Here is a 13,399-nt window from a genome sequence, read left to right on the forward strand (position 1 = left end):
TAACCCTGATAGTTTTGTATATTTATAACGAGGGTAATTCTTACAGATAAGGGTGATAGTAACATGGGTATCAAAAACTACAAGCAACTGGTCACAGGCATCATCATCGGTGCAGCTGTCACGACTTCCATTCCGGTCTTTGCAGGCGGCAGCGTGCAAGCAGCATTGACTTCCGTCGTCTTCAACTTCAACGGCACGCAAAAGCCGCTACCGGACGGCTATGCGGTCCTTTCTTACCAAGACCACACCTACGTTCCGGCTCGCTTCGTCGCGGAAAACCTCAACTCGGACGTGTACTGGGATGAGAACACACAAACCATCACGTTTAAAACCAAGGGCCAGTCTTCGAACTCCAGCAGCCCGTTTGGTGATCTGACTCCGGGTGGCGGTGGTACGAGCAACTCGAACGGCGGTACTACGAACAATGGTGGTACGACAAACACTGGCGGTTCTTCCGGGCACGTCGGCACTACTACTTCCCCGATCCCGGTTCTCGGTCAGTATTCGAACTATAAATTCTCTAGCGGTGCCACTTTCTATGACGTGAACCAAACCTTTACAAATGGTCCCATTCAAATGAAGGTATTGAAAGTCGCCCTTGACCCACAGTTTGATAAATATGGGGATCAGTATCCTGATTCTATGTATAAATCCCTTGCCATGGAAGTAGAATACACGAACATTTCCAAAGTACATGTATCTCACAGTGCTAGACTTGGCGGGTTTACGATTGCGGGTAACGAAAACAAATATATCCCCTGGGGCATTTTTACGGACAACTCACAACAAGAAAGCGACTATCAACCGGGCGAGAAACATAAATTTGTTTTCATTGACAAAGTCGCAGGTGACCTCAATAGCTTGAATTCGTTTGACTGGCTCATGACGGCGGTCTATTCGGATAACTACAAAGAATCGGCAGGCTCCAAAACTGTATCGATTAAATTCCGCTAGACAGGAAACTTCCCTGCGCACGGTTTGGGTCAGGTTTCAATCTAAAAAAAGCACCCCCTTCCACTACGATTAGTGAAAGGGGGTGCTTTTTCTACTCGCTCTCTTCCATAAACAACTGCACTTGCTTGTTCTTCTGATTCCGTCTCACCAAGAACCCGCGTCCCGGCGGGAACAGCATCGCCCGCTGGTTCCCGAGAATAAAGCCTTCGTTCGGATCCCCCGCCAAGATCACCCCCGGCGTGCTCATCTCCTTCAAGCGCGTCGGGAAGTTGTCAAAGCTCCGCGACGACCCGCCGACGCGTCTTGCCAGCACCGTGTGGAACCCGATATCCCGCGCTTGCAGCAGGTAATCCGCCAACTGCGTGATCGGGTTGCCCATCGCAGCCGACACCACTTCGTAGTCGTCGAGGATCAGGAAGTAATGCGGTCCGCTCCAGCCTTCCTTGGGATTCGGGGACAGCGCCGCTTGCGAAATCCGCGGATCGAGTTCCCCGCGCAACGCGAACACCGGGTCGTTGAGCATCTGCGCCGACCACGCGTAGTTCTTGATATACGGCTTGACCTCCGGATCATTCACAAACTCAAACATCATCCGGCGGAAGTCGATCACCAAGAACTGCACCTGCTCCGGCGTGTACCGCGCCATCATCCCGCGCATGAACTGCCGCAGGAACGACGTCTTGCCGGTCTCGCCGTCGCCGTACACCATGAAGTGCGGCTCGTTGCCCATCGGGTCCCACGATACCACGTCCAGCCGCGACTCCTCAATCCCGAACGGAATCGCTTTGCCTTGCAGCTGCTCCGCTTCCACTTCGCTTTGGCGAATTTGCAGCGGCAGAATCCGAATCGGCTGCACCTTCGGCCCTTTCCACGCGTCGACCGTCGCGTTTACAAACGCATCCGGAGCCGTGTCGCCCGTCACATCCAAGCGCGGCAGTGCGACTTGGAAGTAGAAACCCTCACGCCCCACACCGCGACCCGCGATGTCGCGCGGCATCACCTTCTGCGCCGCCCGGTTCACTTCGGAGTCGTTCGGCTCGTTGAGGCGCAACTCCAACCGACCCGTGATGTTGTCGCGAATCTTCATCCGCAAGTCCGCCCAGCGGTTCGACGCGAGGATGACGTGAATCCCGTAGTTCAGACCCGTCGTGACCAACTCGGTCACTTCGTTGTCCACCAGTTCAAAGTTCTCCGCCTGCAACTGCGCAATGTCGTCGATCACCAAGAACACATCGCCCGGCTGATCCAAAAACTCCCCGTTGGCGCGGCGCTCGCGGAACGTGTGCATCGTGTCGATCCCGTGCTGGCGGAACAACTGCTCCCGCTCGTCGATCAAGCCGTGCACTTGGCGGATCATGATCGGGAACTTGTCTTTGTCCGCTTTGCCGTACACCGTCCCGACATGCGGAGCCGCTTGCAGCGGACGAAGCAGACCGCCGCCGAGGTCGATCACGTAAAACTGCGCGTCCGACGGCTTGTGCGTCGCCATGAACGCCGTGATGATCGTCTTCAAGAACGTCGATTTCCCGCTCTGCGGCGCCCCGACGATCGCCAAGTGCCCCTCGTTGCCGAGGAAATCCAAAATCAGCGGCTCTTGCGCCTGCTGCAACGGCAAATCCAAAACCCCGACCGGAACCTTCAATAAAGTGCGCACCGGTCGCGTCGGCCACTCCGTGCCGTTGAAGAACGGGTAGTTCCCCGTGCTGAACAACGTCTGCAAAAACGGCTGCGGCTTCAACACGCCGTCGAGCGTCAAGTTGCGATCCAGCGGGTCCACCCATACTTGGTGCACGTCCTGCCCGAGCTTCTTGGCGTGATCCACCAACCGCTCGATGATCACTTCCATCTCCGTACGTCCGTCGGAACGCTTCTCCTTGGTCGCCGCCACTACGGTCATCCCCGGCAGTTGGAACTCCACGATGCGGCCCGACGCGTTGAACTCCCCGATCTGCACCGCCGCTTCCGGTCGGTCGGAGATCGGCGTGTACGGCCCCGATACGGACGCCGTTTTGAACAGGTCGTAGATGTGCGTGTCGACTTTGAGATAACCGACCCCCGGATACGACGGCAGATAGAACGCGTCCGGCGTGCCGATGACCGTGCGGGACTCCGCTTCCGAGAACGTCCGCAGACAGATGCGGTAACGCAGGTGCGTCTCCAGCCCTTTCAATCGGCCCTCTTCCAAACGCTGTGTCGCAAACAACAGATGAATCCCGATGCTTCGTCCGATCCGCCCGATCTTGACAAACAGATCGGTAAACTCCGGCTGTGCCGCCAACAACTCGCCGAATTCGTCGATGACGACGACGAGGTACGGCAACGGTTCCATAAACGGATTCGAAGCGCGTTTGTTTTGATACTGCTTCACGTTGTCGAGGTTGCCCGCCTCGCGCAGCATGCGCTGACGGCGATCCATCTCGCCGAGCAACGATTGGTAGAAGCGGTCGATCATCGAACCGTCGCCTTCGAGGTTGGTGATCATCCCCGCCGCGTGCGGCAGGTTGGCGAGGTCGGCAAACGCCGCGCCGCCTTTGAAGTCAACGAAGATGAAGTTCAACATCTCCGCGTCGTTGTTGACGGCAAGACCGACCACCAACGAGCGCAAGAGCTCCGACTTACCGGAACCGGTCGCCCCGATGACGAGACCGTGTACCCCCATCCCGTTGTCGGCCGCTTCCTTCAAGTCGACGATGACCGGCTGCCCGTCGACGCGCATCCCGATCGGAGCGCGCATCACCAACTCACGCGGCTTCGCTTGCCAAGTCGCCGCCGGGTCGACGTGCGCCGCCGAACGAATGTTCAGCAGGTCGGTCATCTTGACGAGGTCGGCAAGCGAGATCTGCGACGCTTTTTCACTCTGGACGAACGGCGCCAACCCGCGCGCGATGCCGTCCGAAGTGACCAGCGACAGACGTTCCGCCTGCTTGCCTTCCGCACGACGACCGCCAAACGCCATCTCTTCAAACGTGAACTCGCCCTCTTCGCCCACATGCACGCGGGACGCAAACGCCTGCGGGATCGAGTAGCGTCCGTCGACCAGCGAAAGCACGGTGATGCCCGCTTCCGCCGCCGAGTTGAACAGTTCGGCAAGCTCCGACGACTGCGAAATCAGCGTGTTGATGTCGATGCCGTCCAACACGAGGATTTGATGCGGGCCGAGCGGTCCTGCCGGTTGGTTTTTGCGTTCTTCACGGTTTTTCTTGACCTGCACGATGCGCGGCAGAATTTCTTCATTAAACATCTGGTGGAACTCCATCGCGTTGCCCGCCATGTAGCAAAGCGGGGTGCCGCCCGGCAATTTCTTGGTGGAGCGGGGACGGCGGCCGTGCGGGAGCCACTTGAACCATTGCCACTGCTGCTCGACTTCCTTGGTGAAGTAGACGAACATCTGCACATCTTCCGGCGCGTGGAACACGGCGACTTGGGTGAGCAGAGCGCGCGCCATCTCTTGGATCATGTGGCGTTTGCCGCGAATCGCCAGCGACCCGAGGTCTTTGAGCGGCAATTCGATCGGCGCGTTCTCGATCAGCTCAAATTTGGTGACGAGCGACTTCGCCCGGTAGATCAAGTTCTTGTCATACTCGGTAAACGGGTTCTCGTCCATCTCCAACTTCGCTTTGCACGACAGCGGCACCGGGCCGCGCCCCATCGACACGGTCAAAAAGTCCTCGTCGCTGCGGTTGCGCTCCCAGATCCGTTCGCGCTGCTGGACAAACTTCAGCAACTGCTCCGGTGCCGGGAAGAGCGTGTCGTAGTAGCTTTTTTGACGAAGGGAGAGCTTTTCCAACTTGTCATGCTGTTCGTCGAGGTAGTTCACGTACTTTTTCTTGACGGAGCGCTGTTGGGACATGCGGTTCTTCTTCTGCATGACCACTTGGACGATCGCGGTGATGATCGAGATCGCCGCCATGATGGAGGCGGCAAACGCCATCGTCGCATTGTGGTAGACGGTCGACATGATGTACGCCGAGGTCATGGTCAAGCCGGCCGTGATGATCGACATGATCAGCCCGTTCTTGCTCGGCGGTTGCAGCGGCGGCGGCGCGACGATCTTCACGTCGTCCTTGGGCAACGGTTCCGGATAGGTGCGTGCGGGTCTGTAGTATTGAATTCCGTTCATAACGTCCTCCTGTCTCACTTCTTGAACAAGCGGCCGAACAATCCTTTGCCGCCCGCTTGCGTGCGCTCTTCCTCCAGCGTCGTGCGCAGGAAGTTCTCCGGCACGAGCAGTTCAAGGATCGGCATCAGCGCGCCGTCGAGCTCATCGTCCACGTCGATCAACCGCGCTTCCCAAGCGGCACGGTAGAGGTGTTTCAAGGATTGCGCCGGAATGGTGGCGAGCGGTTTTTTCGGGAGGCACTGCCAGAGCAGTTTCTGGTCGACGCCGGCGTTGTACTTGTTGACGACGACGTGTACCTGCAAGTCTCCGCGCGCCTCGGCGTGAAGCAGGTCGCGAATCAGCAGATACTCCTCGGTGGGCGGCGCGCCGTCGGACGGCGGCATCAAGCGTTGCAGCAGCACCGGGTCGGGGTCGACGACGAGGAACACGGTATCGAATTCCTCAAAAATATCGGCGTCAAACCCCTCCTGCGAAAACGACGCATCGTAAAAAATAAACGGCGAGTGCCGCAGCTCGTACACCAGCTTCATGATCTCTTCGGCGGACACTTCGCCGTTGGGCAGCTGCGGGTGGTTGAGGTACATCGCGATGCCTTCGTAGAGCAGTTCGGATTCTTTTTTCAAGAGGCCGTATTCCAAAACGTGAAATGGCGGTTTGTAGTCCGGCATGAGCTCGGCGACGTTTAAGTGGTCGTACAGCGTCGGGCGGTTGCCCGGATGTTCGACCAGCGTGCAATGCAGCGAGCGGTTGGCGATGGCGGTGGCGAGGCTCGTCGTAAGAAACGTCGCGCCCGCCCGCGGCGTAAGACTTAAGAACATACAGACTTTGCTCTGCATCGAAACGTAGGAGTGCACGGGGACGGCGACTTTGATTTCGCGTTCGACGATGCGCTCTTTTTCGATGATTTTTTCGACTTCGACGATTTTTTCCTTCTCGATGATGCGGACCGGGCCTTCGTGCTCGTCCTCGTCGGGAAGTTGGGGACGAACCGGTTCAAGCGGTTCGTTCTGGGCCTGCAGCAACGGAGCGATGCGGCGCACGACCTGGTTGGCGGTGTCGCGCAGGTCTCCGTAGAACAGCAAGACTTCGACGCCGTAGCGATGCGCGAGTTCGTTGGCTTCCTGCGACCAGCGAAGCGTCGGGTCGAGGATCAGCAACTCACAACGGCCGGCGGACAACTGAGCCTGCAGGTCCGCCTCGGACTGGAGGTTGTCGCTCCATTCGAGGACGGGGTACGGCAGGAAGGTTTGCAGCTTCTGGCCCAACGGGGCGGAACCGAAAGCGAATAAAATTTTCATCTGTGTATCCCCTTACCTTCATTGCGGCTGTGTAATGGGCGTTAATCTATTTCCCAAGTAAGTTTTATTATACCAAAAATAGTCACCTCTTTGACGAAAAAAAACACCCGACCGCGCGGGCCGAGTGCATTTTTTAGTGCGTGACATTGGAGCCGAAGTCGTCCCGTGACGATTTGTCGGCGTCGTAGAACACCACGTCGCCGTAGTCGAGCGGGAACGGGTACGGCTTGCCGTATTTGTTGGTTGCCGAGGAGGTGAAGCCTTCCATCGACCATTGGTTCATTTTTTCCCCGTGAATGTATTGCAGGTGCGGGTGGTTGATGTCGGCGTGCTGGATCGACTCGATGTTGAAGTTGACGATGATGTACCCGTCATGCAGGAAGACTTTCGAATGGTCGTTCAGCGGTCCTTGCGCCCAGAGTTTGGTTCCCGCTGGCACCACGTACGGCGCGGCGGGCAGGGAGTATTCTCCGTACCAGTGCTGGACGGACGCGTACTGCCGCTGAGCGTCGACGCTGGCGGTGTAATACTTCGCCGGCGGATCAAACGTGCGCAACGGTGCGGTCAGCTCCAACAGGGAGTAGTTGCCGGCGAGCGTCTTCTTGCCGGCCGCGTAGAGGTATTGATCCACGTAGGACTGACGGTTGGTGTATTTCGTATTGTAATGGTCGAAGTAGTAATTCGCCGTGTCGGTGATCGCCGTTTGGTTGACGTTGCGCAGCGGGTCGTTGAGCACGACGTAGCGCTGGACTTTGTCGTCCGTGGAGCCGACCTGAACGAACTGCTGCTCGTTGGTGCGGTAGTAGAGGTCGACCGGGATACGCCCTCCGGAACCGTCACGTTTGATAAAAAAGAAACTGGGCGTGATCCGGATGCCGTCGTCGATGCTGAACATATTGCCTTTGGTTTTCAGTTCGAATTTGAAGTGGTAGCCGGTTTTGACCGCGGTGTTGTCATAGCCTGCGAGCGGCGAACTGCCGGGCAGGATCGGCAAACGGTACGGGTAGGTATTGCCGCGCGGGTTGCCGTCGATGTTTTGATAGCCGATCCAATACTTGGCGCCTGTAGGCGAAACGCCGTCGCTTTGGCGGAAGACGTATTGCCAGTTGTAGTCCGCCACGTCGGTGATGCGAAAGTCGTAGAGTCGTCCGATCACTTCGACGGGGATTGATTTGTAGGCGACGTAATTGCTCAGGTCGGTGTTGGCGTAGGTCTGCGAGGCGGCGTTGTCGCTGGATGCGTTGATGGCAATCTCGCGGAATTCCACTTGGTAATCGGCGCGCTCGTCCACCCAGACGGGCATCTGGAACAGGGTATCGTCGGAGTAGATGTCGATCCAGGTGCGGGCGAGGATCGGTTGGATGCCGTCCGCCGGAAACACGTCAAACGGAAACCGGACTTGCCGCTTCTTCGTGTACTTGCTGTAGTCGCGGGTGCGGTAGCCGGGGATTTCCAAATGTTCGGCGACGGTCGGCATGTAGACGTGGAACGGCCGGTCGAGGATCATCGCGCTGACGCCGGGCGTCGCGTGTGTTTTTTGGTTGTGCTGCCAGTCGTCCGTCGAGTAGGACGGGTTGACGACCGGAGTGTGGACGGTGACCCATTGGTTATCGAACTTGATGTCAAACGGAGTCGGCGGGTTGTTGGTGAAACTGCCGTCGACTTTTTCATACGTGACTTTGCCCGTGATAGAAGTGCGGGCTTGGTTCGGCAGCGTGTCCGGGATGTGAATTTGATTTTTGTACATCACGGGGTCTGCTGTCATCTTGGCGATGTCAATTTTGCCCGGTTTCGGCGTGCTTTGCGGTTGCTGGACGGGTGTATCGTCCATGATCAATTTGCTGACACCGTTGTCGTTGAAGTTGAGAGAATCGTTCTTACATGTGATCTGCGCGACGTCCGCTTCGGCGATCGCGTTCCAGCCCTCGTCCGCAGGCGGCGACTCACCCGGACTCAATGTAACGGTGCCGTAATCATGCGGGATTTCTTGACTGGGATCAGCCGGAGACATCTGCAGATGCTGGCGCTCGTCATCCGAGTGCGACACATCCATGCTGATGGTATAGTCCGGCGGAATCGTCACTTTTTGCGGCACGTCGAGGGCGTAATTGTTCACATCCGCCTGTTTGATCTTGTAGACTTCCAATTGTTTGATGACCCAGTAGGAGAAGTTGCGTTTTACTGTGATGGTCTGGTCCTTAGGCACGGTTTTCGGCTCACCGGGTGGCGGCATCGTACCGTCCGGATTGGGAACCGGGTCGGGCGGCGGAATGATGTACGTTTTTTTGAAGTGCACTTTGTAGGTTTTTTGCCCGACGACTTGTTCGAAGCTGTAGCGGAACAAGTATTCCTTGGAGTTGACTTTCGTGTACAAGTATTCAGAGGTCGGAATGCCCTGTTTGACATCGAATTTCTCGCCGGTTGGAGAGGCCGAGTCTGCTTTGACTTCACCGACAGGAGTCGTGGTCATGTCGGAGTTGGTTTGCGGCGGGTCTTGGGGAGGCAACGGAAGATTGTGAATCTTGAAGGTAGCCGTTACTTCGCCGTTGGTTCCGCTTTTGGAGGCGCGCGCGACTCCGTCGTAGAGGACGAAGTGCACGGTGTACGTGCCTTCCTTCCAATCGTCTCCGGTTTGAAGCGTGTCGGACTCGTTAAAAACGTGCGGGTCAGTCGCCGACCACGACCCGTCGCAGTTGTCGCTGCCGCAGTCGATTTTTTGGGCATAGGGTTCGCCGGTTTCGTCGTTGTACGGGAAGTCGGTTCCGTTGCCGACGAGATCGGTGATCAGATTGCCGTCCGGGTCGGTGACGTAGACGCTCTCGTAGTGCGCCCGTGTGTAGGCTGCGTACGTTTTGGCAACCCGGCTGATCGAGATGCTGTCGCCCGCTTGGACATCGTTGCTGCTCAGCGTAATCGAGCTGTCGGGAGCGGGGGTTGGGTAGACGGAAAACAGAGGGAATGCGGATTGACGGTTGTAGATCGAGTCGTATTGGACGAGGAAGCGGTTGGAAGAGGCTCCCTCGTAGTAGCGGATGTTGCCGCCGCAGTAGGCGAGTAATAAAGGGAGGTGGATAACTTCCCAAGAGTTACTTTTATCTTTCAAAGGTGAAGCGAGACCAATATCGCTTTTGATCTTGTTTCTAGCAAACTGTGGGTTCCCGCCCATTTTTGAAATCCAGCTGTCGATATCACGATACGAGAGAACCAGATACCCGTTGTCCGTTGTTTTCGCCTCATCATCAAAATGCAAAAAGCGACCTGTTGTTTGGTCGGGGAACAATGCGTATCCAAAAACCAACTGGGCAGTGATTTTCTCGGCGTCCCAGTATATATCTGTACCACCATGAATCCCTTGCTTATCTAGATCAGCGAACGTGAGAACATCTCCGGTTTTTGTAGAAGTTACTGGCACAATATATCCCGGACTTATCCCTTGACCTTGACCGTAATAACCATCCGGTACACTTGGATTTAACGTAACAGCAAGAGCTTCGGTTATCATGACCAGTGAGCAAACCAGAAAAGCCATGATCGCCAAGAAATACTTCATATTTAATTATTCCTCTCCTGCATTTTAGTACTCTACTGACCAAACCCCGTTTTTATATCTAAGTGTCGCGATCATATATACCTTTGCATTGTTATGATTCACATAGGCAATGCCGATATGATCACTATTTAGAGAGTTTACACTAAAAGGTCCTTGACCCTTTTTTTGATTTGTATCATCAGTCCCCACATACCAATACAACGAGTCCGTGCCGGTATCCGGAACTTGAATTGTTGCTTGATCGCCTTGCAAAGTTACTCTTGCCCGAAGAAAAGCTTGGACATGCTGTTGCACTTCCGCTTCTGTGTAGCCTTGACGCAAATTTTCGTCTACGTAAATGTTTCCGAACGAGTATGTCCCGTCCCCGTTTGGAACCAAGTTGTTTGCATTCGAGGTTTTGTTGTAGTAAACCTTGTCATCCGGTACAAACTTTGGGTACCCCACTTTCATAAGCGTTGTTTGCAGCATCAGAGTTGCCTCTGCACGAGTAACCGTTTGTGTATACTTAAAAGTTCCATCCGGGAAACCGTGAACAACACCGAACCCTTCCAGTTGCCCAATTAACTCCCGAACTTGTTGCGGTGTTTGACGGATGTCTTTAAACGTAAAATGATAGTCGGAATTAAAATCAAAGAAATGCGGGAACATTTTTTTATCAGGATACACACCTCGATACCCGTCAAATCCACACAAGTTCCATATCAGCTCCACCGTCTCACCACGGGTAAGCGGTTTATCAGCGTCAAAAGTTGTACCCCAATCGAGGTTGTCAAAGAGGCGCTTTTCTCTTGCAACCTTCACCTGCTTCTCATACCACGTCCCCGCAACGTCGGTAAAACCGCTGTCCACATCAGCCGTTGGGCGATCCACGATGTTGTAGAGAATCGTCAAAAACTCTGCCCGCGTGACCGTGTTGTCCGGTTGGAACGTCCCATCAGGATAGCCGTTGATCAAACCGACCGACGAAAAGCTTTTCAACGCCGGAGCAAACCAAGCGTCGTCGGTCACGTCTTTGTACTTCCCGGTTTCCGCGTGCGCCGTTGCAACGTGCGTCGCACTCCCCACCGTCGTCAAAACCCCCGCCGCCAACACCGCGGCCATTGCCGCGCTCCATCTCTTTTTCATCCAAATCCCTCCAATTTAGTACTCTGTTGCCTCCATCTTAGTAGACTCCACTCACAATTTCAATAGTCCTCAATCCCAGCTTGACCGTTCGTGCACGTCCATGGCATGTACCCTTTCGAAGCGGCGTCTTTTTCATCGGTGAACGTCTCTTTGCGCTCGTAGTTCGGCTCCATGTGGAATTGCGGCAGACAGCTCTCCCGCAGGTAGTACATCCTTCCTGCTTTCGGTCCGGGCGACTTCCCGACCACACCGACGATGGCGTCTTTTTTTACAATCCGCGCACCGCCGAGGGCGTAGTTGTTGTAATACTTGTCCCCCATCGGAATCCCTTGGATGAACGCCAGCAACCCGATGTCGTCGACCGTGTTGTTCCACTGCTCTTGGTCGATCGTCGGGAACGTGAACGTGTATGCGATCCCTTGCGACTTGGCATACGCGTTGTACCGGTTGATCTCGTTCTCCAAATCCTGCTGCAACGCCCCGACGATCGTCTCGCGCCGAAACGCGTCAAACGCCGCATGGTCGGTCGCCCACGTGTGCAACTCCTTGGAAGCAAACCCGTACAGCGGATTCTGGTAGTACGAGGCGTTGACTTTCTTCTCCACGTCGTCGAGCGAGCCTTCCTCCCAACGGTTGTGCAAACGGTCAAACACCTGCACCGTGTCGTCCAGCGTAAACCCGATCGAGTTGTTCGAGGAGTCGGTGAACACCCACGGACGCTTTTCAGTAAAAACGTGCCTGTACTCCGGGTCCCCCTCGGCGTTTTGGTACTGCTGCGGCTCATAGAGATAGTAGCCGTCAAAGTCCACCACCATCACCGCCGGGATATAACTCAATAGCGTCCCTTGCGCCGCCTCGTCCTGCGCGTCAAAACTCAAAAACAGCGAATGCAAAAACGCATCCACCGCCGCCTCTTTGTTGGCGCGGTACTTTTTGAGCGACCCGTATCCGGCTTCAAACTCCTGCTTCTCGTTGAACGTCAGCGCCTTGGCTCCGTCTTGCACCGCCGACGTGACCGCTGCGTTGTAGCGGGTTTCGAGGTTGAGCGACGCTTTCTGCGCGGTGACATGCCACCCGTTGAACACAAAAAACGGCAGCATCAGCAACACGGCGATAATAGCAAAATTGGTGATCTTCATGTCTTGGCGTCACTCCCCTCTCGTTTTTTCCCCTAAAAAAATCTGTGGCCCCCTCACGCGGAGGGAGCGACAGATCGTTGGAAATGCAATTATTGCTGGATAAACTTCAACCCATGAATGACGTTGGAGCTGTCGCGGATGATGGAAGCATTGAACTTGCCAGCCGGGTTGATGTAGGTCTTTTGGTCTTGCTTTAACGCTTCGCTCAAGTCCGAGTAATTGGACGGTTTGGTGGAAGAAGTGGTGGAATCATACGAGACAACCCCAGTATCTTCGTCTACCACGCCGTTGTACCAAGTGCCGCCGGAAATCTTTGTCGTCGTTCCCGAAGTGGTCGTGGTTTTGTTGCGGCCGGTAATGACGAGAATCCCGAACTGCTTTTGCTGGTTGAACTTGCGCAGCGCGTTGACAACCTGCGAGCCGGACACGATCGTGCCGTCATATACGGTGAACGACGTGTCGGACAGCTCGCGTTGAATGCCGGAGAAGTTCTCTTGCGCGTTCTTCGTCGCTTCTTGCGCCGAGATGAACATCACGACCGCGATGGTGATCAACGCGATGGCGAGGAAGATCCCGGCCGCCATGACCAAGGCTTTCTGAGCGTTACTCATCGTTGTGTATCCCCTTTTCCCCTACTTGTTTTTTCTAGTAATCTTCGTTCAGGACCATTCCGCCGTACGGGATGACGATTCTCTCCGTTTCCGAACTGCCGTTGTTCAAGAAATCCCGCAACAGCGTGGCGGCTGTTTTGTTGGTGTTCACCACCGTAACCTTGAAGAAGTCGCCTGCATTCAGCTTGTACACGCGGCTCGGGTCGTCCAACCCCTTCGTTTGGTCGTCGGGGAACAGCTCGTCCATGATCTGCTGCGTGTAGAACTCTTCGTAGTTCACTTGGTAAGACCCTAGAAACGAAGCGGTCGGCTTGGTCGGCGTCGTGTCCGAATATACCGGATCGTACCGCTTCTGCTGACGCTCCATCTGGACGTCAAACGTATTGCCCGTCTTCTGCAACTCGTCAAAAAAATCATTGTACATCTGCGGCGTGATATACCCCTTGTTGCGCACCGAATCGGTAAACTCGGTGACCGCCTTCAACGCCACCATATACGAGATGTCGTCTTGGCGCTCATACCCTTCCGACATCGGATAGAAGTAGAGCAACAGGATGGCGAGAATCAACGCAAACACTTTGGAAATTGAATCCATCCCTCAT

General features: G+C 55.5%; 8 protein-coding genes. 1 reads left to right on the forward strand and 7 read right to left on the reverse strand.

What is annotated here, in order from left to right; all coding sequences use genetic code 11:
• Positions 1-63: 63 nt before the first annotated feature.
• A complete protein-coding gene (locus EL26_RS23800; RefSeq protein WP_052036326.1) occupies positions 64-954 on the forward strand; it encodes a stalk domain-containing protein in 891 nt (296 codons plus the stop codon).
• A gap of 91 nt (positions 955-1,045) precedes the next feature.
• On the opposite strand, the gene EL26_RS12885 is transcribed toward EL26_RS23800, so the two are convergent.
• From EL26_RS12885 to EL26_RS12915, 7 genes are all read right to left on the reverse strand, one after another.
• Positions 1,046-5,074, reverse strand: coding sequence for a type VII secretion protein EccC (locus tag EL26_RS12885; protein WP_038089398.1), 4,029 nt, complete (start codon positions 5,072-5,074; stop codon positions 1,046-1,048).
• 14 nt (positions 5,075-5,088) lie between these two features.
• Complete coding sequence (locus EL26_RS12890) at positions 5,089-6,372, reverse strand: CpaE/TadZ family protein (RefSeq protein WP_038089401.1); 1,284 nt, start codon at positions 6,370-6,372, stop codon at positions 5,089-5,091.
• Between the two features lie 133 nt (positions 6,373-6,505).
• The gene (locus EL26_RS12895) at positions 6,506-9,475 is read right to left on the reverse strand and encodes a DUF5704 domain-containing protein (protein WP_152559261.1); all 2,970 of its coding nucleotides are present in this window, start codon (positions 9,473-9,475) and stop codon (positions 6,506-6,508) included.
• A 471-nt stretch (positions 9,476-9,946) separates the two neighbouring features.
• Positions 9,947-11,047, reverse strand: a complete 1,101-nt coding sequence (locus tag EL26_RS12900; RefSeq protein ID WP_038089404.1) for an S-layer homology domain-containing protein — start codon at positions 11,045-11,047, stop codon at positions 9,947-9,949.
• A 59-nt stretch (positions 11,048-11,106) separates the two neighbouring features.
• Entirely contained in the window at positions 11,107-12,186 is a 1,080-nt protein-coding gene (locus EL26_RS12905) for a hypothetical protein (RefSeq protein WP_038089405.1), read from the reverse strand.
• A gap of 89 nt (positions 12,187-12,275) precedes the next feature.
• Entirely contained in the window at positions 12,276-12,797 is a 522-nt protein-coding gene (locus EL26_RS12910) for a hypothetical protein (protein WP_038089409.1), read from the reverse strand.
• Between the two features lie 34 nt (positions 12,798-12,831).
• Complete coding sequence (locus tag EL26_RS12915) at positions 12,832-13,392, reverse strand: hypothetical protein (protein ID WP_038089412.1); 561 nt, start codon at positions 13,390-13,392, stop codon at positions 12,832-12,834.
• Positions 13,393-13,399 lie beyond the last annotated feature (7 nt).

It is taken from the genome of Tumebacillus flagellatus, assembly GCF_000714935.1.
GTDB lineage: Bacteria > Bacillota > Bacilli > Tumebacillales > Tumebacillaceae > Tumebacillus > Tumebacillus flagellatus.